Raw genomic sequence first — 22,366 nt, 5'->3', positions numbered from 1 at the left:
AAGCAGTCTTGTAATTCTTGATAGCGTTGGCTTTCATCAAACTATCAAAGTCTGGATGATTTAACCACCCGTGAATATTGGAGATAGCAGTTGATGGCTTCTTTAGACGTTCGGTCAAATCAGCGATTCGATCTAAGACAAGTGTAATTGGAATCTTCACTTGCTTTAACCAGAGCAGGTCATTGTTCATGCCATTCATCTGATTATAAATAAATCGACTAGCGTCACTGTTACGCCTAATCAGCCGCCTTTGTTTGGTTGAAGGAAAGACTCTAACTTTAACCCCATAATGATAAGGTAATTGCGCCATTGTCTTCGCCATAAATTACCACCTCCTCTTGCTTGATAGTAGCATAGCATATGAGTATACTTAATCCAAAGCAAAAAGGCTTATAATAATATTTATGGAGGTATCATATGAGCAATGATTTTGGCGGAATAATTCACGAACGAGGTTATGTTTACAACTTTCATTTTCACTTGATCTGGGTCACTAAATACCGGCATGAAGCATTTACAACGCCCAAGTTAGTCGCTGAAATGACCGACATTCTAACGAAAATAGCCCGGCTGAATGAAGTAACCATTGAGCAAATGGAAGTAATGCCGGACCATATCCATTTATTACTAAGCTTTAAGCCTAAGTATGCACCAACCAATGTTGTCAAAGCCTTCAAAGGTGGTTCAGCGCGCTTATTCTTTGAATTACATCCAGAGATAAAGGCTCAGAAGTTCTGGAGTGGGCATCTCTGGTCTCCTAGCTACTTCATGAGTACTCTTGGTGATATGAGCAAGGAAACTGTAGAAAATTATATCGCCAGTCAGCGAAGGAGATAGTGGCATTCATCCCTTGCTTGAAAGCAAGGGAATTCTGCCTAATTTGTATTAAAAAGCGTACCCGCTAGAACTAGTCTAACGCGTACGCTACTGAGTGATAATTATATTTGTAAGCCGTCTTGCCTAAAGAATGCATTCATTCCTGATACACTAGTCAGGCAAGGAGTTTTTATGTGCGGGGGCTGTCTTTTCCTTTTGAGGTGAGGTCTATGGAAAATTCCGAAGAAAGGTTTCACGACCCGTGAGTGTTTTTCAAGCGCTGTCGTTAATGTTGGCATTCGCAACATTAATGATTCTTATCGATCGCCATAACGATCGCAAATAAAAAAGCCGCCCCTTCAACTTTGACCAGTTAAGGGCGACCCGTCGTCGTTACTGTCTCCGCTCTTAAAGCGGCTTGCAAGGCCGGTGTGCAAGCATCGGCTTTTGCTATAGCCTTAATATACCACAAAACCTGGTTGAGCAACACCAAACACGTTTGCTCCTTTTTCAGCACAAAAAAATACCAACCACCGAAGTGATTGGTATTTTGAGTTGTTACTAGTTGCGACGGCGTTCTGGAATCCGCGCTGCCTTACCGTTAAGTTCACGGAGGTAGTACAGCTTAGCACGACGTACACGACCTTGACGAATAACGTCAATCTTAGCAACACGTGGGGAGTGTAATGGGAAGATCCGTTCCACACCGACACCGTTACTGATCTTACGTACAGTGTAAGTTGCTTGGATGCCAGCACCCTTACGCTTGATTACGACACCTTCGAACAATTGGATACGTTCGCGGGTACCTTCAACGATACGGGCGTGAATACGCACAGTATCTCCGGCACGGAAGTCTGGAACATCGTCCCGTAATTGTTCTTGGTTGATCTTTGCAATTAAATTGTTTTGGCGCATATCAATTCTATCCTTTCGCCAACATTCATTCTCAGTTTCGACAGCGGAATGTTGTTTCTGTGGCTAAACAGCCAAAAGTAAGTGTATCATATCTCGAAATACCTGTAAAGGTTATTTTCTTGACTCCTGCTCAGCAGCCTGCCGTTCTTCCTCTTCAATCCGCACGTCGGCCAACAGATGCTTCTGTTCCTTGGTCAACTTGCTGTGATCGATGAGGTCAGGACGCCGCGTGTAAGTCCGTCGTAACGCCTCTTTTTGCCGCCATTCGTCAATCTTACCGTGATTTCCACTAATCAAAACGTCAGGCACCTTCATGCCGCGAAAATCAGCTGGCCGCGTGTATTGCGGATATTCCAGCAATCCTGAAGAAAAGGAATCTCCAGGTGCAGACTCCTCGTTGCCAAGCACACCGGGTAATAGCCGCACCGTGGCATCGATCATCACCATAGAGGCCAATTCTCCCCCTGTCAGCACGAAGTCCCCCAGGGAGACCTCATCCGTCACGAGTGAGCGAATACGCTCGTCATAGCCCTCGTAATGGCCACACAGGAAGGTTAAGTGTTCCTCATGGGCAAATTCTTCGGCGACGTGTTGATTGAACGTGACGCCAGCTGGGTCCATCAAAATTACCCGGCCCTTAGGCAAGCCCTCAGCCGCCGCCTGTTCTTCCGTAGCCTTAACGGCATCAAAGATCGGTTGCGGTTGAAGCAGCATCCCAGCACCCCCACCAAAGGGGTAGTCATCGACATTGCCGTGCTTGTTAGTCGAGTAATCTCGGAAATTGGTGACTGGCATGGTTAGATGGCCATTTTCAATCGCCTTCCCCACGATGGAGTCGTGCATTGGCCCGGAAAACATATCCGGAAATAGACTTAACACATCGATTCGCATTACTCGAGTCCCTCCATTAATTCAACCGTGACTTGGTGTTGATCCAAGTCAACATTTTTAACCACCTGGTCAATCTTCGGCAGTAACAGATCGTCCTTGCCAGGACGGTCAACGACCCAAACATCATTGGCGCCGGGCGACAGAATTTCCTTGATGGTCCCCAACTCTTCGCCATCGACCGTCACAACATCTAAGCCCACGATTTGGTGGTAGTAGTACTCGCCAGGTTGTAACTTATCGTGTTGTAATTGGTCATCCGTCACCTTCAACGTGCTTTGCTTATAGATTTCAACATCATTGATTGACGGCTTACCCTCAAAGCTTAATAAGTAAAAGTTCTTGTGGGGCCGTTCGGAAGCAATCGTCAACTTAACAGGCTTGGACTGGCCCTTCTGAAAGGCGTAAAGCGTTGAGCCCACCGCAAAACGACTCTCTGGAAAATCGGTGATTGCCATAACGCGGACCTCACCCTTGATACCATGCGTGTTCACGATGGTCCCGACTGTGTAATATGCCATCTAATTGGCCTCCCTATTTTTTAAAATGATTATTTTATATTTTTAACTCAGTTATCTAGTTATACTAATTCGCCTTACCGGGCGGTGAAAATAAACCGGAACGCGGTGGGCGGACGTCCCGAGCCACAGAGCGGTCTCGGAACTTGCTTTGAACCTCTGAGAACCGAGTTTCAAAGTCACCAATTCTCTAAGCGACAAGTCGCTTAGAGAATTCCCACGGCTGAGTTTATTTTCACCGCCCTCACGGCTGACATTGCTTTAACCAAATTTACCTGTCTACTCAACTCAGAAATCATTTAAATTGAATGACCCCCATAACCGATCACGACAAAACTACGGATTACCGCAGTGGTATTTTACCACTACTAGCACCGTTTCCCACCAGTTTACGTCCAAACCAGTCGTCACATTAACGCGACTATCTTAGCCGGAGGAGGCCAGAGATGGCGCCAGCCGTGACGGTGGTGCTAGCTGATATTTTTCGGCTAGCACCACGGGACGCATTTGGAGACGTGTGACTCTTCACGGCTTCAAATCGAGCCGAAAGACCGCTCTATGGCTTTCGGCGGTCCCACAGCAGGCAGAATCTCTGGCAACCGCAGGCGGACAGTTAGCCGTTTAATGTGCGCTTAGTTTGGGGTACAAAAAAACTCGAGGAAACGTTGCCGCCTCACTCGAGAGTCTTTGCCGGGCGGTCATCAATGATGAGTCGTACCCGTTTATTGCCTTGAACGCGAACGCTATAGACGATCGTACGAATCGCCTGCGCCACGCGGCCTTGTTTACCGATCACCCGACCGATATCGTCCGGATGAACGGTTAACCGATATTCGTAGAACCGGTCCGTCTCCTGAGGTGTTACCACCAAAGCTTCGGGATGTTCCACGAGTGGGCTAACAATTGCTAGAATTAATGCCTTAAAATCGGTCATGGCTAATCACTACTTTTTAGTGTATTTAGCTTCGTGGTATTGCTTCATGATACCAGCGTTGGAGAGTAAAGTCTTAACCGTATCTGAAGGTTGAGCACCGTTGTTCAACCAGTTCATGATAGATTCTTCCTTCAACGTAATTGAAGCAGGTTGGGTAACTGGATTGTACGTTCCAACTTGTTCGATGAAACGACCATCACGAGGACTCCGTGAGTCGGCAACCACAATCCGGTAGAATGGGCGCTTCTTAGAACCCATCCGCTTTAAACGAATCTTAACTGACATGTAGACACCTCCTGTATTTCTTTCAACGTGTAATAATATACCAGTTTATGGATATGATGTAAAGGGTTTTTTCTTTACACCTCGAAATTAATCGAAAGGACGCTGTAACCAGGCCCGATCATTCGGGGTTAAATACTGTTGATTTGCGGCAATCCACCGCTGAACGGCCCCGTAATCGTCGAACTCTAATTTTACCGGACTCACTCCTGCTGCCTGCAGATCCTTGGCAAACTGGAGGTCGGCTACGGTAATCGGCTCTTGGAACAACGGATTCTCTTGGGCCCGTGCACCCCACTCGTCAGCCAATATGGCGTGAGCATTGCGATACGGGGCCGTTTGTTTGATCAACGACCGTAACTCGGCCGCCGTTAATTGTTGGGTCACGACTTTTCCCTCCTTATCGCTTGCCATTGCGGATCAGCCATTAGACTGACCACGGTACCGGGAGCCGACTCGACTGAGAATGCCGCGACGGGACTCGTCAGCAACCAGATCACGGGTACCGGTAACGTTGGCTTCAAGTGGCGTTCACCATAGCCATCCGTCAAAATAATGACCAGCTGACCGCTCGCCCCCTGCAGAAGCCGGGGCAAGACATCGAGGACCGCTTGGAACCGCGTGCCACCTCCACCTGTCCGTATGAGACACTGAGGACGTCGCTGTAAGTCAAAGCTCTTACTGGGGTCCACAACCGTATCAAAGGGATAAACGGTCACCTGGGCGGGATAAACGGCTAATAACGCGGCCATCTGCCCCAACAGGTAGCTAATCTCGCGGTCCCCCATCGACCCAGACTCGTCAACAAAGACCGAAATCTTCTGCCAAGTCGTCACGATTTGTCCGGGGAGCTCCATTCGCGCCGGTTGCCGACGATTGAATCGTCCAAACGCCGGCTGACGCCCCGCTGGCACCTGTCCCAGTCCCCGTTTGAGCAAAGCTCGCCAATCTAGCGGATGCTCGGCCATCGTAGGCGTCAGAGCCGCCTGAACGGCCCCAGGGAGCGTTCCTCGTTGCTTGGCCGTCAAGGTGTCCGCCGTGTGTTGGAAGAGCTGTTGACGCCACTGTTCGCGATTAGCTGCGGCGGTAGCGTCTGCCTGGCCCCAGGTCGTGTGGCCGTCCAAATCGGTCGGCTCAGTCCCTTCGGTGGCGGTCAGGTGGGCCACTTCGGTTCCCGGATGCGCCGGTCCACCAGCCGGTTTAGGCTGTGTCGAGGCGTGTTGCTTGGCCCGCCATTGACGCAATTGTTGAAAATAAACGGCCGAATCCTGTTGCCGCAAGACCGGTTGCCCAATCAGCTGCTGGAGCTTTTGACTGGTAATTGCTTGCGCCGGTAAATCGGTCAGATAGTCATTGACCGCAGCGTCCGTCGCCCACCGTACCAGTCCGGCCTGCGCCGGTGTCTGTAGCGCAGCGGCGTACCGTTGCGGGTGTTGCCACAGCAAGTGTAGTACCGTGTGTCGGAGCATCGTTACCCACTGCGCTCCGGTCCAACTCTGTTTAGCTATGGCATCAGGATTTAATCGTAGTCGCCAATCAGTGGTCGTTGGCCGCAGCTCTAATGGCGTACGCCCCTGACCAACCTCTAGCGTCAGCTGACTGAGCACGTGGCCGTAGAAGGGGTCCGTCTGTAATAGTGCCATAACCGCATTACGGTAAAGTTTCTGAGTTTGTGACCGCTGATCAGCCAGCGGCACCGTAGCCAACCGCTTCAAATCCTGCGTTAAACTGGTCATCGCCTACACCTCGATCTGACTACCACGCTTGCCAATCGTCGTTAACTGCTGGTACAACTTCGCCACACCGGGCGTTGTCGCCGTCACAGCCGCTAACTGTTCCAACAGATCTGGTTCCTCCGCCAGCTGTTGAGCAATCGCAAACTGACCATCGGCAGGACAGGCGGCTAACAATTCGCTGAACCGTTGGGCCGTACTCCCCGTCGTCAAGGGCCATTCCGCAGCATTGGCGGCCAAACATAGTCGCAAAATTTGTTGCTGCTGCGCGGGTGCTAGCGCCTTGAAGACGGCCACCGCATCAGCTGTCGTATACGCTTGATCAACGGTCAATCCCGGCCGCTGCTCTTGCACGTAACCGGCAAAAGCCGTGCCGACCGTCATCCCCAAGTTTCCTTGCATGATGGCCGCCACGACCGCCGTTTGACTCAGGAGTCGTTGCTGTTCTAGTTCGTGTAAGGCTTGGGAGACCCGCTCCCAGGCACGGGGTGTCGGTTGCAGGTCATCATCCGCCATAGCATTGGTCGTCGCGACCACGTGCAGATCGGCGGGATTTTCCGCTAGATAAGCTGTGACCAGCGGGTGAATTCGTGGCTGCCCAGCGCTCGTCTGTGTCGCCCAGGCCAACCAAGTCGTGGCGTCCGCCGTTAAGACGAGCCGCGTCGTCCGGTCCGCAATCGCTGCATCCCCGGGGGTCACGCCGTAGCGACTCTGCTCGAAACCGGCCATGGTCGCATCAGGATTCTCCGCAAGGATCAGGTGGACCTGTTTCGGTAGCGTCAACGTATTGATTTGCCGTTGGAGCACAAGGTTCATCAGCTCACTCTGAACCGCCTGCGTTCCCCGGTTAAATTCATCCAAAAACCAGATGATCTCCTGATCTGGATGGGCCTCGGCGTAACGAATCATGGCGACCAGGGTGTGCGAATAGCCGAATTGCACATCGGCCAGCGACCCATACTTTTCGGTCTGGACAAAGGAATCACTCGTCAGTGGTGGCACGGGAATCACCAGATCCCCCTTTTCCACTAAACTGACGACCGTCGTAAATAACTTGGCATGGCGCTGACAGGCCAGGTCCGCGACTAACGCAGATTTCCCAATCCCCGCTTCACCCACGATGGTGGGCACACTCCCACTCGCTATGACGACGTTGGTTGCTTGCAAACACGCTTGATACGTTAAGGCCACTACCTTCACACCCCTTCAGGTCACATTCTGTAAAATAACGATTACCATTATTTTACCACGCGGCGTTGAAAGAATTTAACGATTTCCACAATGACGATCATCATGAATGAAGCACCCAAGACGATGGCCCATTGGAACAGATCCAGGTGCGCCACGTGGAACATGCCGTTTAAGCCCGGAATCAGAATCGTCATGGCTAACAGTGCAAAGGCAATGACGATTGCCCAGTTAAAGAACTTGTTCCGGAACAAGCCAACCGTGAAGATCGACCCATGAATCGACTTGGAGTTAAAGGCATGGAAGAGTTGAATCAAACCTAACGTGGCAAATGCCATGGTCAAAGCGTCGGCATGGGCCAAGTTGGCGGCTGCATGAACCGGATAAGTGATTGCCATCCAGTAAACAAACAGTGTGATGGCGCCTTCCAATAGCCCCTGATAGAGGATACCGCCCAGCACCCCGCCGGAGAAGAAGTTAGACTTTCGACCCCGCGGCGGTTGCTTCATAATGTTACGTTCCATCGGCTCAACCCCCAGCGCAATCGCTGGCAGGGTGTCGGTCACCAAGTTGATCCAGAGGATGTGGACCGGTGCCAGAATTTGCCAACCCAACATGGTCATCATGAACAGCGTCAGGACTTCCCCCAGGTTGGCGGATAGCAGATACTGAATGGCCTTTTGAATGTTAGCAAAGACTTTCCGTCCTTCCTCAACGGCAACCACGATTGTCGAGAAGTTATCGTCGGCCAGCACCATATCACTGGCCCCCTTAGACACTTCTGTTCCCGTGATCCCCATGCCAATCCCAATGTCGGCGGCCTTCAGTGCGGGGGCATCGTTGACCCCGTCACCGGTCATCGCAACGACCTTGCCATGTTTCTGCCAAGCATTTACGATACGCACCTTATGCTCCGGTGCAACCCGCGCATAAACAGCGTAATCCTTGACCTTCTTGGCAAAGGTTGCGTCGTCCATTTCGTCCAATTCCGCCCCGGTAATCACCGCGGCAGTTTCACCCTCTTCGATAATCCCCAAACGCGTGGCAATGGCGGCCGCCGTATCTCGGTGGTCCCCCGTGATCATCAGTGGGCGAATCCCGGCCGACTTAGCATCGGCCACAGCTTGTTCGACTTCTGGTCGCTCAGGGTCAATCATCCCCACCATTCCGGCAAAGACCAGATCATTTTCCACGTTGGCGCTGGTCATATCATTAGGAATAGCATCGACAATGCGGTAGGCAAACGCCAAGACCCGTAATGCTTGCGTCGCCATCTCGTGGTTCGTCGTCAAGATAGTCTCGCGGTCGGCGGCCGTTAACGTGGTCACCTGGCCGTTCTTAGCAATCTGAGTGATGCGTTTCAGCAGCTCATCCGGCGCACCTTTGACGGCAATCAAGAATTGATTATCGGCTAAAGGATGAATGGTCGACATTAATTTCCGCTCAGAATCGAAGGGGATTTCTGCCACTCGCGGCCGGTCAGTTAGGACTTGATCAACCGGGTAGTTCCGATCCATCTGGTATTGAACCAATGCCGTCTCCGTGGGGTCACCAGCCAGGCCCTCAGCCGTAATCTTAGTGTCGTTACTGAGAATCATGGTCTGGGCCAACAGGTTATCTCGCTCAAAATCCAGGCTGTGGGCGTCGACCAGCTTTAGATCCTGGTAAACCTTTTCAACGGTCATCTTGTTTTGCGTCAGCGTCCCCGTCTTATCGGAGGCGATGATGTCGGTACTTCCCAACGTTTCCACGGCCGGTAATTTCCGCACAATGGCGTGACGCTTGGCCATTCGTTGGGTTCCCAAGGCCAAGGTAATCGTAACGATAGCGGGTAGCCCCTCTGGAATCGCCGCAACGGCTAAGGAAATCGCCGTCAGTAACATGTCGATCAGGGTTTCAGCCTGCCGCCACATTCCCATGGCAAAGACGATGGCCGCAATCACCAGAATTAGAATCGTCAGGGACTTTCCGAGTTGCGTCAGGTTGGCCTGTAGTGGCGTGGTCGTCTCATCGGCGGCTTCAATCATACCAGCGATCCGGCCGACTTCCGTTTGCATCCCAGTCGCGATGACGACCCCGGTGGCCCGACCATACGTGACATTACTGTTCATGAACGCCATGTTGGCCCGGTCTCCAATGGGCAAGTCATCACCCGTCAAGACGCCGTCACGCTTTTCAACCGGTACGGATTCCCCGGTCAACGCGGACTCCTCAACCTTGAGTGAGCCCACCGCGACCAACCGCAGATCCGCGGGGATGATGTCACCAGCTTCTAGTAATACGATGTCCCCAACCACCAGTTCATCACTCTTGACGGTCGTGACCACGTTGCCCCGGCGCACGGTGGCGTTGGGGGCCGACATTTCCTTTAAGGCATTGATGGCTTCCTCGGCCTTAGCCTCCTGAAATACCCCGAAAATGGCGTTTAACACGACCACAATCAGGATGATCACGGCATCAACGACTTCACCCGTCAGCCCAGCAATCAATGCCGCGACCAGCAAGACGATGATCATGAAATCCTTGAACTGTGCGATAAACTTCTGCAAGAGAGACGTTGTTTTCTGTTGATTCAACGCGTTTTTGCCGTTCTGCGCCAGCCGCTCCTGTGCAGTCGTTGCGCTTAAACCCTGCGCATCAGTCCGCAGTGACTGGTAAATAGTGGACACGGGTTGCTGGTAAATTGGGATTTTTGCCATTTTCCATTTCCTCCTATGGTGTGCGCCGACCTCACTTGCTTAACCCACGATAATGATTAACGGTCATCATTAAATGAGGTTAAAAAAATGAGGCCTACGCATGCACACAAAAATTCGTGAACACACATAAGTCTCACTATTTAAGACAATACCGGATTGGCTTCTTGCTGACGATATTGCCGCAGAGTTTCCTGCTAGTTACTCCCTTATGAATTGCTTTAGGGACAGTATACCGAATAAATTTCTCGGCGTCTAGCTTTTTGCAAGTTCGTCGTGAAAATATCGGTATTTATGAAAAACGTTATCGGTTGTCGCTCGCGACTGGTCAGCCCAGGAGAGCTACTTCCGCCGCTTTTTCTTACTCTTAAGACGCTTCTTCTTGTTTTTCTTCATCTGACGGGACATCCGGTTCATGGCCATCTTCTGCATGCGGCCCATACCGGCGCCACCGCCCATGCCACCCATACCAGAGCCGCCCATCATTTGTTCCATCCCAGACATGTTCCCCTTGGAAACCTGGTTCATCATTTTCTTCATCTGGTTGAACTGCTTGATCATCCGGTTCACTTCATGGATGGGACGACCGGAACCAGCGGCAATCCGCCGGCGACGGGAAGGATTCAAGAGGTCAGGATTGGTCCGTTCTTGTGGCGTCATGGAATACACGACGGCCTTCAAATGTTCCATATCCTTAGGGTCCATCTGAGCGTTCTTCAAGGCAGGATTGTTGGCCATCCCTGGAATCATCTTCATGATTTCATCCATGGGTCCCATCTTTTGAATCTGCGCGATCTGGTCCAGGAAGTCGTTGAAATCAAACGAATTTTCCTGAATCTTTTCGGTCAGTTCTTGGGCTTGCTTTTCATCGTATTCCTTCTGGGTCTTTTCAATCAGGGAAAGCATGTCCCCCATACCCAGGATACGTGACGCCATTCGGTCGGGATGGAAGACGTCCAGATCAGACATCTTTTCACCTTGACCAATGAACTTGATTGGCTTACCAGTCACGGCCCGAATGGACAGTGCGGCCCCACCACGAGTATCGCCATCTAACTTAGTCAGTACAACCCCGGTGACGTCCAGCTTGTCGTTGAACCCTTCGGCGGTGGCCACGGCATTTTGCCCAGTCATGGCATCAACCGTCAGTAAGATTTCATCAGGATGGGCTAAGGCTTTGATCTTGGCCAATTCGTCCATCAACTGTTCGTCGATCTGTAAACGACCGGCGGTATCGATAATGATGTAGTCGTTGTGGTCCGCTTCAGCTTGGGCTAACCCTTGCCGCACGATTTCCACGGGGTCCACGTCAGTTCCCAGTTGGAAGACGGGAACGTCGATGCCTTGGGCGACCTGAACCAACTGCTCAATGGCAGCTGGCCGGTAAATATCCCCGGCAATCATCAAAGGACGGGCATTTTCTTCTTCCTTCAACTTCCGGGCTAATTTCCCGGCAGTCGTCGTTTTCCCGGCCCCTTGAAGCCCAACCATCATGATGATCGTTGGAATCTTGTCGGACTTGTTCAGGGGAACGGCTTCTTCCCCCATGGTCTTCGTTAATTCTTCATCAACGATTTTGACGATCTGTTGGGCGGGGTTCAACCCTTCCAGCACATCGGCACCCATTGCCCGGTCACGGACCTGCTTCACGAAGTCCTTGACCACGGTAAAGTTAACGTCGGCTTCCAGTAATGCTAGCCGAATCTCACGCATGGTTTCGCGCAAATCACTTTCGGAGACTTTCCCCTTCCCGCGAAGTTTGCGCATTGCGTTTTGCAGTCGTTCAGTTAATCCTTCAAACGCCATTCGTATTGCCACCTAACTTTCATTGTTCTTCTAGATTTTCAAGTCCCGCAACTAACCGGTTGAGCTTGGCGTCCTTGGGGTAATTATCCGCCACGTATGCCTGAATCTCATCGGCCTGTTGGTTACGAGCCGTAAATTCTTGATAAAGATGAAGCTTGCCCTCGTAATCTTCGAGGATCTTTTCCGTCCGCCGCAAATTGTCATAGACCGCCTGCCGGCTCACGTTGAATTCCTCGGCAATTTCACCCAGGGAGTAGTCATCGCCGTAGTACAGCTGCATATAATTATTCTGCTTTGCGGTCAACAACGGCTGGTAGAACGCAAATAAGGAATTAATTCGATAATTTTTTTCAATTTCCATGATTGGTCCTCCCAGATAGTTACACCGCGCTTACTGGATCATCACCATCCCCGACTGCCGTTGCCGGTCTGCCGGGAACGCTTCACACATTTGGAAAATATGACGGGACCCATCCACGCACTTACACACTCTACTAGAGTACCGATTTTTAGCGGTTTCGTCAATTTTTTTCGCGTTCTTTACGTGCTGAAAATAAAAATTTTCAAGTTCTTTGACGTTTGACGTCTCTCGTAAAAAGAATCCTAACGTAAAAAGCTAGCCAACCCCAGCCGTTACAACGGTAGAGGTCACCCAGCTTTCGTTTAAAATTTAAATTTAACGCGATTTTTCCAAAGCCTTCACATCGATCAGGCCCTTGAACAGACCGTAAACGAACTCGTTCGGGTCAAAAGGCCGCAAGTCTGAGATCTGTTCACCCAGTCCAATAAACTTCACAGGTACGTGGAGCTCGTTGCGAATGGCCAACACGATTCCCCCACGGGCGGTCCCATCCAACTTGGTCAGAACGATTCCCGTCACGTCGGTGGATTCCTTGAACAACTTGGCCTGCGTCAACGCGTTCTGCCCAGTCGTTGCATCCAGCACCAGCAAAACTTCGTGAGGAGCCGTTGGAATTTCACGGGTGATGATTCGCTTCATCTTGGCCAACTCATTCATCAAGTTGACCTTGTTCTGCAAACGCCCAGCCGTATCCACGAAGAGAATATCGTAATCCTCTTCCTTAGCCTTACGTACGGCATCGAAAACGACAGCGGCCGGGTCAGATTGTGGCTTCCCCGTCACGATATCAACATCCGCCCGTTTGGCCCAGACATCGAGTTGCTCCGTGGCCCCGGCTCTAAAGGTATCGGCCGCAGCCAGTAGCACTTTCTTGCCGGCCTGGTGATAGCGGTTGGCCATCTTCCCAATGGTCGTGGTCTTCCCAACCCCGTTGACCCCGACAAAGAGGATCACGGTTGGGCCCTCCTTGGCCATGTTCAACGCGGTACTTTCATCGTTACCGGCCGCATCGTAAATCTCGACCAGCTTCTCGACCACCACGTTCTGCACATCGGCAGACTTCTTGGCGTTCTGGAGCTTAACCTCGTCGCGCAACTCATCGCTGAGCTTCACGGCCATGTCAAACCCAACATCGGCACCAATCAGTGTCTCCTCCAAGTCATCGAAGAAGCTCTCATCGACGTGGCGGAAGTTCGCCAGCAAAGCGTTCAGTCGTTCGCCAAACGTGTGCCGGGTCTTCTCTAACCCTTTGTCGTAGAGCTGTTCATCGCTAACTGGTTGGTCGACGGATTCAGCGGGTACTGGGTTCTCAGTCGTGGCCGGTTCAGCCGTTGCTGGGGCTTCAGACGTTGTCGCCTCAGTGGCTGCCGGTTCAGTAGCGGCACTCGCTACGGAATCCGGTTCGGCCGTCTCTTCTGCTGGTGTCGCTTCGGAAACGGATGCCACTGCTGACTCCGGTGTTGGTTCGGCTGGCGTCACCGCAGCTTCACTAGCCGCGCTGTCAGGGGTCGGTGTTGCTTCGCTGGTGCTTTCAGTCTCAGTAGTCGTAGCTTTCTCAGCGGCTGATTCTGGCTCTGAAGCTGCACTACTAGCAGCGGGCGCCTCATCTGACGTTGCCGTTGATGACGCTGGTGTTTTCGTTTCAGCACTTGCTGAACTAGCGGCACTACTGTCAACAGCGCTGCTCGATTCGGCAGTTACTGCCTCACTGGTTGGTGCGGCCACAGCGCTGGCTGGTGTTTCAGCACTGCTGGTTGGTGCCGTTGATTCTGGCGCTTGGCTTTCCGGTTCCTTTTTGGCCCGGCGCCGAAAAATATCAAATAATCCCATTAGGATTGCTTCCCTTCCGTCGTGGTTTGTTTATCCAGATCTACGGCGACCATCTTGGAAACGCCGGACTCCTGCATCGTCACCCCGTATAAGATATCGGCTTGAACCATCGTCTCTTGCCGGTGGGTAATCACGATGAACTGAGTCTGATCCTGGAACTGATGAATGTAGCGAGCGAACCGGGTCACGTTGGCCGGATCCAGCGCCGCTTCCACTTCATCCAAAATACAGAATGGTACGGGTTGTACCTGTAAAATCGCAAATAATAGCGTAATTGCCGTCAGGGCGCGTTCACCCCCGGAAAGGAGTCCCATGTTCTGGAACTTCTTACCCGGTGGCTGGGCCATGATATCGATTCCCGTGGTCAACAGGTCGTGGGGGTCGGTCAAGACCAGCTCGGCTTTACCGCCACCAAACATCTGCTTAAACGTCGCCGCAAACTTCTCGGCAATCTGATCAAAGCTCTGTTTGAATCGCCGTTTGACCTGGCCATCAAGCTCATCCATGCTCGTAGTCAACTGATCACGGGCCGTGAGTAAGTCATCGCGTTGCTGGGTCAAAAAGTCGTAACGCTCACGAACCTCTTTGTACTCGGCGATGGCGTTCACGTTGACCGTTCCAATCTCATCCAGCCCCCGCTTCAAGAGCTTCAACTGCACGGCCAACTCGGTATCGGGCAGGTCGCTAACTTCCTTCTCAGCCCCGGCTAGACTAAGCTGGTACTTTTCTGAAAGTTGATTCTGTTGCTGGTCGATCAACGCGGCTAACCGGGTCTGCTTGACCTGCGCCTGTTGCAGGTCGTCGTTGGCCAGTTGCAGCAGCCCACTAGTCCGCTGATTTGCGTCCTCAGCCGCTGCCAATTGGTCGTTGACCGTGGTCAATGTTTCATTGCTGGCAGCCAGCTCGTGGTCGATGGTTTCCCGATCGGCCTGTGCCTGTTTCAACTGTGTCTCAGCTTCGGCCGGCGTCAACGCCTCCTGTTGATCCAACTGTTTCAAATCGGTGGTCAACGTGGTGACTTGTTGCTCAGCCGCCTCAATGTGGTGTTTCAGATCCGCACAGGTTATCCGTTGTTGCTGTTGGCGTTCCTTGGCCCCGGCCTGCCAAGCCTGCTTCTCAGAGAGTTGCGCTTGCTTAGTCGTCTGTTCGGCCGTCACCGTCTCAATCTGTTTCTGGACGGTCTGGACCTGCGCCTCGGTCGCCGTAATCTGCTTCTCACCGGTCAAAATCTGCTCCGCCAAGTGAGCATCCTGTTGGTCATCCCCAGCATTCTTCGCCTGGTCGATATCCAACTGAGCTGCTTTGACCTGCCGACTGGCTTGGGACAGCGCGGTTTGGGCACTGGCTAAGTCATCATCCAGTTGCCGACACTGCGGTTGTAGCCGATTAATGGTCGCCTGCAGTGTCTGACTCCGCTGTTCACTCGCCAGCATGGTGGCTCTGGTCGCCTTAATCTTGGCTTCTTGTTCTTGTAACTGTGGTTTCATCTTAGCAATTGAATCCTGTAACTGCTGGAGATCCTGTTGTTGCCGGAGCACGCTGCTGTGAGTCTGCCGCGCTTGTCCCCCGGTAATGGCCCCGCTGGCACTGACCACGTCACCGGCCAGACTGACCACCCGATAACGGTGATGAATCTGCTGACTAATCGCCACCGCCGTGTCGAGGTCGGCCGCAAAGATCGTGGTCCCCAACAGGTACTCTAAAATATTGGTGGCCCGGTCGTCAATCTTGACCAGTTCGCTCCCAATCCCTAGAAAACCGGTCAGCGACTGCAAATTCTGCCGCGTCGTCCGGTCGACCTGACGCCCATGAATGGCCGTCAATGGTAGGAAGGTCGCCCGGCCAGCACGTTGCTGACGCAGATAACCGACTGCGGTCTTTGCCGTCGTCTCGTTATCCACGACCACCTGCTGGAGCTGACCGCCCAGTGCATATTCAACGGCTGCCGTATAGCGTTCTGGGACATCCAACAACTCTGAAACGGCTCCTAAGAGGCCAGTAAACTGTTGGCGCTGCTTGAGAATAGCCCGCACACCTTGGTAGAAGCCGCCGTACTCAGCCGAAGCCGCCTGTTGGCTCGCCACCTTGGTCTGCGCCCGTTGGTAGACTTCCAACGCGGCCTGCCAATTGTGTTGCAACTGCTGATAAGTCTGTTGTTTTTGCTGATACTGACCAGCCTCGGTGTCGAGCGCCTGCTCCGCCGCATTTAGCTTGGACTTGTGCGTTGTCGCCGTTTCGGTGGCCGCATCAACCTTGGCCTGGGCCGCCTTTTCCGTTGCCTGTAAATCGACTAACTGGCGGGCGACTCGTTCGCCTTGCTGGAGTAACCGTTCCTGATTCTGCTGAATATATTGCCGCTGATTCCGCCAGTTGGCAACGCTCTGTTTCTGATCGAAATAGGTTGTTCGCAGGTGTTCCAACTTAGCGCGCAGATCACGCAACGTCTTGGGGGACGTGGCTTTGGTCAGCTCACGAATCTCTGCCTCAGCCGTCGTCATGGCTGCCGTTAAATCCTCTAAGGTCCGTTCGGTCGTTGCCAACTGTTCCTGGTTCGACGCTATTTCACGCCGCAACTGTTGGCGTTGATCCGTGGTTGCCTGACGTTGCTCGTCTTGGTGGCGTTGTTGTTCACCGGACAGATTCACCTGTCCCTGACATTGTTCAACCTTCTGGGTGGCCGCAACCAGCTTCGCCTGCAGGTCATCTTTCTTGGCTAGCAACGCCGTTTGACGTTGTTTGAGCGTCTGAACCGTCGCCGTCTGGTCGCGTTCGGCGGTCTGATGGTCGGCAACTAATTGCTGCTTTTCCTTGACTGCCGCGTCCGCAGAACCCTTTTGGTCTAATTCCGCATGAAGCTGCCGAACCAGTTGCGTCTTTTCCAACAGCGCATACTTCTTCTGCTGGTCCAGATAGTCCTCAGCTAAGCTACTCTGTTCTTCCAAAGGTTCCAAGCGACCCTCAAGCTCGGCCACGATGTCTTCAACCCGATGCAGGTACGCCATGGTCTCTTCCAGCTCACGTTGGGCCTTTTCCTTATCCTTACGGTACTTGTAAACACCGGCAACTTCCTCGATGATGTTCCGTCGATCCTCGGGTTTACTGTTGAAAATTGCCTCGACCCGTCCCTGTGAAATGATTGAAAACGAGTCTTGTCCCATTCCCGAGTCCATCAATAGCTCCGTAATATCACGCAACCGACAGTTCTGCCCGTTGATCTGATAGTCACTCTCGCCGGACCGGTACAGGATGCGGCTGATTGTTAGTTCCGTGTAGTCGCTCTTCAAGTAGTGGTCACTGTTATCCAATGTGATTGCCACCGCCGCACGATTCAGTGGGTGCCGGTCGGCGGACCCAGCAAAGATCACGTCAGGCATCTTACTCCCCCGTAAACTCTTCGCTGATTGTTCCCCCAAAACCCATCGCACGGCTTCAGAAATATTACTCTTCCCACTACCATTAGGGCCGACGATGCCGGTCATCCCCGGCAAAAAGTCAATTCGGGTCTTGTCCGCGAAGGACTTGAACCCGCTAATTTCTAATGTCTTTAGCCGCATCGTTAGTCATCCTTACTCTGTTTTCAAATTCTCCAGGGCGTGGCGCGCCGCATTTTGTTCGGCGTGCTTCTTCGAGTGGCCGTGGCCCTCACCCAATTTTTTATCGTCCACGTAAACGGCGACTTCAAAGGCCCGATCATTGTCGGGGCCCTCTTCGTCTAGCAAGCGGTAATCAATGGTTACGGAGCCGTTCTTCTGAACCAGTTCCTGTAATTCCGTCTTGTGATCAAAGAACTCGTCGAAACGCCCCTCATCCAACTTAGGGAAGACAACCGTCGTGACGAAGCCCACGACCTTGTCCAGGCCTTGATCCATGTACAACGCCCCGATAAACGATTCGAAAATATCACATAACAGGGAGTCACGTTGCCGGGCTTGCGCCTTCTCTTCACCCCGACCCAACCGAATGTACTGGTCGAAGTGACACTCACGCGCAAAACTAGCAAAGCTCTGTTCATTCACCATGGCTGCCCGTAACCGGGTCAACCGTCCCTGCGGCATGTTGGGGTACCGTCGGAAGATGTAGTTGGATACAACCAACTGCATGACCGCATCCCCTAAAAATTCAATGCGTTCATAAAACTTGAGTCCCTGATTGGGGTGTTCGTTGACGTAAGAAGCCTGCGTAAACGCCTCATCTAGCAAGGATTGATCTTTAAAATGGATATCGAAGTTATCTTTTAGTTCTTGATTTAATCCAGCAATCACGCGCTAATTCCCTCATTTCTGTTGTTCTGTTAAGTACTTGGGGCCTGTGTTTGGTTCTGATACTGTACCGACCCTACATAATAGGGCACCCCATCGCCCTTCGTCTACCTCAAGCATTTGTGCTCTCTGACTGACAAGACTGGTTCGGAGCCTTCCTAATTTCATATTGCCGAAACGTGCGCCACAAGGCAGGTCCCTGCGCTACCCCATTAGGCAAAAACCTAGGCCCGGGATTTTGTGCCTAATGACGTTAATGCTCGGGACCTAAGCGCCTTGTTCTGCACTCTCTAAATTGATTGAAAAAGCCCGGGACAAAGAAATGCGGCCCGGACTCGCTCAATCGTTATTTATCTTCGGTTTGGTGGGCCACGATGTAGTCGACCACTTCGCCAACGGTCATCAATTTCTCGGCGTCTTCGTCGGAAATTTCCGCGTTAAACGTATCTTCCAGTTCCAAGACGAATTCCACGAAATCAATGGAGTCGGCGTCTAGGTCCTTCTTAAAATTCAACTGTTCGTTGATTTGGTCCCGGTCGGTTTCGAACCGATCGGCAATAATATCGGCAATCTTGTCAAAAATTTCTGCTCTCGTCATATCTATCCCTCGCTCACAGTATTCAATAAGTAGTCTAACCGTTTTGGCTGACCTTGTCTAGCAAATTAATATCGGTCACGAATCCATTTTTAGTATGAAATGACCCGTGGCACCACGACTTTGACGCTTACTTCAAGGATTCCTTCAAAGCCGCCATCTCGTCGGTGTGATTGGCAAAGTAGCTGACCAACTGATCAGCACTCTTGGTTTCGATCAATTCGCGAATCTGACCAATCGTGTTCTTGACGGTCGGTGCCTTGCTGGAGCCGTGGGTCTTCACAACTGGCGCCTTCAGGCCCAACAGAACGGCCCCACCGTATTGAGAGTAATCCATAGCACTCTGGACATTCTTGAAGACTGGCTTCAGCATGCTGGCCCCAATCTTACCACCCAGGCCACCACTCATGATTTCACCCTTGATGAGCTTCAGCATGGAGAGCGCCGTCCCTTCAATAGCTTTCAACGTGGCATTCCCCGTAAACCCATCGGTCACGACCACATCAGCGGCCCCGTTTAAGAGTTCCCGTGATTCAACGTTTCCGATAAAGTTAATGCTGTCGATACTGGCCAGAGCTTGGTAGATGGCCTGGTGAGCCATGTCGCCCTTGTCGGCTTCGGTCCCGTTGTTCAACAGACCAATGCAGGGTTGCTTCACGTGCATGATCGATTGTGCGTAGTACTGGCCCATTACAGCGTATTGCACGACGTTAAATGGCTTGGTATCAGCATTTGCGCCCACGTCCAGCATCACAAAGCTGGACTGATCCGGCTTGCGCAGGACGGGTAACGTTGTGGTCAACCCTGGCCGATCGATGCCCTTGATTCGGCCAACGATTAGCAAGCCAGCAGCCAACACAGCCCCGGAATTACCAGCGGAGAAAAAGGCATCCGCCTCGCCATCCTTGACGGCGTTCGCTGCCAGGACGATACTCGACTGCTTCTTCCGACGAATGGCCCGGACTGGCTCGTCCTCCATGGTGATGACCTCAGTGGCCGGCACCAGCGTAAGGCGGCTATCGTCTTGAATCAACGGCTTCACTTGTTCTTCTTGTCCGTATACTAAAAATTCAACGTCACTGTAAGCGTCTCGTGCTAATTCGACACCTTTGATAATTTCAGCGGGGGCGTAATCGCCACCCATTGCGTCAACGGCAATTTTCATAATTCGTCTCCTTTTAATCCATGGTGGTGTTCTGGTGGGCTGTCGTGCTCAGAAACGCGGCAAGCGCCAAGTTGGCGTCCTTATCCGCCCAATCGGGGGAAGCCACCGTTTCCTTAGCCGCCTGTTGCGCCGCACTCAAAATGTTCAAGTCGGCTACAGGATCACCAACTTTGAAGTCGGGCACCCCAGACTGCTTTTTACCCAGAATATCACCTGGACCCCGTAATTCCAAATCCTTTTGCGATAAAACAAAGCCATCGTTGGTGCTGGTCATGGTCGTCATCCGCTCGACGGCCAGCTCATTCTTCGGGTCCGCAATCAGGATACAAGCGGAAGCCTTCTTCCCCCGACCGACACGACCACGCAGCTGATGAAGTTGCGCCAAGCCAAAGTGATCGGCATCATAGATCAGCATCACCGTGGCGTTAGGCACATCGACCCCAACTTCGATCACGGTCGTGGCGACCAGGACCTGGAACTCGTTGGCCTTGAAGGCATCCATCACGGCATTTTTTTCATCATTTTTCATCCGACCGTGAAGCAAGCCAACCTTATAAGTCGGTTCGAACTGTTCCTTGAAACGTTCATAAATGGCCTCGGCATTCTTCATGTCGACGGCTTCCGACTCTTCAATCAACGGTGTTACCACGTAAGCCTGTGAACCGCTACTCAGCTCGGCCTTGACCTGACGGAGCGTGCTGTCGACCTGATTGCTACGAATCCACGAGGTCTTGATGGGTTGGCGTCCAGCTGGCAACTCATTGATGACCGAGACATCCATTTCCCCATAAGCGGTAATCGCCAGTGTCCGGGGAATCGGGGTCGCCGTCATAGCCAGAACATCGGGTTGTTGCCCCTTCTCACGCAATGCTTGCCGTTGATTGACACCAAAACGGTGTTGCTCATCGACCACGGCGAGGCCGAGGTCGTGGTAAGCCACTTCCGGTTGAATCAGCGCGTGCGTCCCCACAATCAGATTGACGGCGCCGTTGGCAATCTGCGGCAACAAGGTCTTGCGGGCGGCGGGCTTGGTGGCTCCCGTCAGTAAGGCCACGTTGACCGGAAAATCGGCGAACAATTTCGCTAAATTATTCGCGTGTTGTTCAGCCAAGATTTCCGTTGGCGCCATGAGGGCGGCTTGCGTCCCCGCGGTGATGGCCGCGTACATGGCCACGGCGGCCACCACGGTCTTACCACTCCCCACATCCCCTTGCAGGAGCCGGTTCATGTGGACCGGTCGCTTCAGGTCGTAGCAGATCTCATTGACCACTCGTTTCTGAGCGTCCGTCAGTTCATACGGCAGCGAGGCGATGAAGTCCTTGAGCTTGGGTAAATCATAGGTCAGCGCCTGACCGTGAAGTGTGTGATCCTGTTGCTTCACGATTTGCAGGCGTGTTTCAAAGAGATAAAACTCCTCAAACTTGGCTGTTCGCCGAGCCGCTTGAGCTGCGGCATCCCCCGCCGGAAAGTGCATGTCGTGAATCATTTGTCGACGATGCAACAAGCGATACTGCTCGCGCAACGGCTCCGGAATCAGATCCACAATAACCGGCTCGTAAGCGGCATAGGCGCTTTCGACCAACTTTTGAATGGTGGCTTGACGCACTTCCTTATTGGCGGGGTAAATTGACCCCATGCCGCCTCCGTCATCGGTACTGGCAATAATTTTCATACCAGATAGGCTCTGCCGCTTGGCATCGAAACGACCATATACGGCCAGCTCGTTACCGACCTCCAACTTATCCTTGAGCCACGGTTGGTTAAAGAACGTGACCGGAATAATCGTGTGTTCGTCGAGGAGTAGCCGAAAGTTCAGCCGTGTCTTCCGCCGACCGAACCGTGAAATCACGGGAGCGGCGGCCACGGTACCCTTTAAGGTTACTTTGGCTTGGTCAGTCAGTTCAGTAGGATCTTTGGCCTGCAAGTCCTCGTAACGAAATGGGAAGTAGGTCAACAGGTCGTTAACGTTCTCAATGTCCAAGGAATTCAGCGCTTGCGCCCGCTTTGGCCCAACACCGGCCAATTCACTGACCGAATCATTCAAACTCACCATCGTGACACCCCTCCCATCCTTATTGTTTTGATTTAATCTTGTGGTTAATGCGCGTTTCGTTCCGCTTGCGGCTGTCAGGGATTCTGCCGCTGTGGGGACCGCCTGCAGCCAAAGAACGGGCTTCCGGCTCGGTTTGAAACCTCGTCAAAATTCAGACGAGTTTCCAAACACGTCCCACGCTGTAAGGCCGGGGGAAACCGAACACCCGGCCTAACACCGTTGTCACGGCTGACGCCATCCCTGACAGCCTCCAGCTAAACAAGCAGTTAATCACAAATTCAAATAAACCATACTCTGTGATGCTACCACAACAAGATGAGTCTC

At 52.4% G+C, this 22,366-nt stretch carries 20 protein-coding genes; 2 read left to right on the top strand and 18 right to left on the bottom strand.

Annotated elements, in window-relative coordinates:
* Window positions 1-322 (bottom strand): helix-turn-helix domain-containing protein (locus FD07_RS06160; protein WP_156403280.1); only part of this gene is annotated, 322 nt, incomplete at its 3' end.
* Between the two features lie 95 nt (window positions 323-417).
* Between FD07_RS06160 and tnpA the strand changes: the two genes are divergently transcribed.
* Together tnpA and FD07_RS12795 are read left to right on the top strand one after the other, a co-directional pair.
* Complete coding sequence (gene tnpA, locus FD07_RS06155; RefSeq protein ID WP_020088977.1) at window positions 418-837, top strand: IS200/IS605 family transposase; 420 nt, start codon at window positions 418-420, stop codon at window positions 835-837.
* A 241-nt stretch (window positions 838-1,078) separates the two neighbouring features.
* Window positions 1,079-1,162: a putative holin-like toxin gene (locus FD07_RS12795; protein ID WP_225419762.1), complete on the top strand. Its 84-nt coding sequence runs from the start codon at window positions 1,079-1,081 to the stop codon at window positions 1,160-1,162.
* 215 nt (window positions 1,163-1,377) lie between these two features.
* Here FD07_RS12795 and rplS read toward each other — a convergent pair whose 3' ends face one another.
* The 17 genes from rplS to recG all read right to left on the bottom strand — a co-directional run bounded on the left by rplS (window position 1,378) and on the right by recG (window position 22,120).
* The gene (gene rplS / locus FD07_RS06150) at window positions 1,378-1,734 is read right to left on the bottom strand and encodes a 50S ribosomal protein L19 (RefSeq protein ID WP_020088978.1); all 357 of its coding nucleotides are present in this window, start codon (window positions 1,732-1,734) and stop codon (window positions 1,378-1,380) included.
* A 111-nt stretch (window positions 1,735-1,845) separates the two neighbouring features.
* On the bottom strand, window positions 1,846-2,625 hold the full coding sequence (trmD, locus tag FD07_RS06145) for a tRNA (guanosine(37)-N1)-methyltransferase TrmD (RefSeq protein ID WP_020088979.1): 780 nt from the start codon (window positions 2,623-2,625) through the stop codon (window positions 1,846-1,848).
* Window positions 2,625-3,143 (bottom strand): ribosome maturation factor RimM, encoded by a 519-nt coding sequence (rimM, locus tag FD07_RS06140; protein ID WP_020088980.1) that lies wholly within the window; start codon window positions 3,141-3,143, stop codon window positions 2,625-2,627. Before rimM ends, trmD begins: the two co-directional genes overlap by 1 nt.
* Window positions 3,144-3,813: 670 nt before the next feature.
* Entirely contained in the window at window positions 3,814-4,074 is a 261-nt protein-coding gene (locus FD07_RS06135) for a KH domain-containing protein (RefSeq protein WP_020088981.1), read from the bottom strand.
* A 9-nt stretch (window positions 4,075-4,083) separates the two neighbouring features.
* Window positions 4,084-4,359, bottom strand: coding sequence for a 30S ribosomal protein S16 (rpsP, locus tag FD07_RS06130; RefSeq protein WP_020088982.1), 276 nt, complete (start codon window positions 4,357-4,359; stop codon window positions 4,084-4,086).
* Window positions 4,360-4,446: 87 nt separating this feature from the next.
* Entirely contained in the window at window positions 4,447-4,743 is a 297-nt protein-coding gene (locus tag FD07_RS06125; RefSeq protein WP_020088983.1) for a hypothetical protein, read from the bottom strand.
* Window positions 4,740-6,092: a vWA domain-containing protein gene (locus FD07_RS06120; protein WP_020088984.1), complete on the bottom strand. Its 1,353-nt coding sequence runs from the start codon at window positions 6,090-6,092 to the stop codon at window positions 4,740-4,742. Before FD07_RS06120 ends, FD07_RS06125 begins: the two co-directional genes overlap by 4 nt.
* A gap of 3 nt (window positions 6,093-6,095) precedes the next feature.
* Entirely contained in the window at window positions 6,096-7,280 is a 1,185-nt protein-coding gene (locus FD07_RS06115; protein ID WP_020088985.1) for a P-loop NTPase family protein, read from the bottom strand.
* A gap of 47 nt (window positions 7,281-7,327) precedes the next feature.
* Window positions 7,328-9,976, bottom strand: a complete 2,649-nt coding sequence (locus FD07_RS06110) for a cation-translocating P-type ATPase (protein ID WP_020088986.1) — start codon at window positions 9,974-9,976, stop codon at window positions 7,328-7,330.
* A 339-nt stretch (window positions 9,977-10,315) separates the two neighbouring features.
* On the bottom strand, window positions 10,316-11,779 hold the full coding sequence (ffh, locus tag FD07_RS06105) for a signal recognition particle protein (RefSeq protein ID WP_020088987.1): 1,464 nt from the start codon (window positions 11,777-11,779) through the stop codon (window positions 10,316-10,318).
* A 19-nt stretch (window positions 11,780-11,798) separates the two neighbouring features.
* On the bottom strand, window positions 11,799-12,140 hold the full coding sequence (locus tag FD07_RS06100; protein ID WP_020088988.1) for a putative DNA-binding protein: 342 nt from the start codon (window positions 12,138-12,140) through the stop codon (window positions 11,799-11,801).
* Between the two features lie 315 nt (window positions 12,141-12,455).
* Window positions 12,456-13,970 (bottom strand): signal recognition particle-docking protein FtsY, encoded by a 1,515-nt coding sequence (gene ftsY, locus FD07_RS06095; RefSeq protein WP_020088989.1) that lies wholly within the window; start codon window positions 13,968-13,970, stop codon window positions 12,456-12,458.
* Window positions 13,970-17,524, bottom strand: coding sequence for a chromosome segregation protein SMC (gene smc, locus FD07_RS06090; RefSeq protein ID WP_020088990.1), 3,555 nt, complete (start codon window positions 17,522-17,524; stop codon window positions 13,970-13,972). The genes ftsY and smc overlap by 1 nt, the downstream gene beginning before the upstream one ends.
* 12 nt (window positions 17,525-17,536) lie before the next feature.
* Window positions 17,537-18,232, bottom strand: a complete 696-nt coding sequence (rnc, locus tag FD07_RS06085) for a ribonuclease III (RefSeq protein WP_020088991.1) — start codon at window positions 18,230-18,232, stop codon at window positions 17,537-17,539.
* 343 nt (window positions 18,233-18,575) lie between these two features.
* Window positions 18,576-18,827 (bottom strand): acyl carrier protein, encoded by a 252-nt coding sequence (gene acpP, locus FD07_RS06080; RefSeq protein ID WP_020088992.1) that lies wholly within the window; start codon window positions 18,825-18,827, stop codon window positions 18,576-18,578.
* Window positions 18,828-18,954: 127 nt separating this feature from the next.
* The gene (plsX, locus tag FD07_RS06075) at window positions 18,955-19,989 is read right to left on the bottom strand and encodes a phosphate acyltransferase PlsX (protein ID WP_020088993.1); all 1,035 of its coding nucleotides are present in this window, start codon (window positions 19,987-19,989) and stop codon (window positions 18,955-18,957) included.
* Window positions 19,990-20,002: 13 nt separating this feature from the next.
* Window positions 20,003-22,120: an ATP-dependent DNA helicase RecG gene (gene recG, locus FD07_RS06070; protein WP_081624576.1), complete on the bottom strand. Its 2,118-nt coding sequence runs from the start codon at window positions 22,118-22,120 to the stop codon at window positions 20,003-20,005.
* Window positions 22,121-22,366 lie beyond the last annotated feature (246 nt).

It is taken from the genome of Levilactobacillus parabrevis ATCC 53295 (assembly GCF_001434055.1).
Taxonomy (GTDB): domain Bacteria; phylum Bacillota; class Bacilli; order Lactobacillales; family Lactobacillaceae; genus Levilactobacillus; species Levilactobacillus parabrevis.
This window is presented reverse-complemented; position numbering and strand designations above follow the sequence as displayed.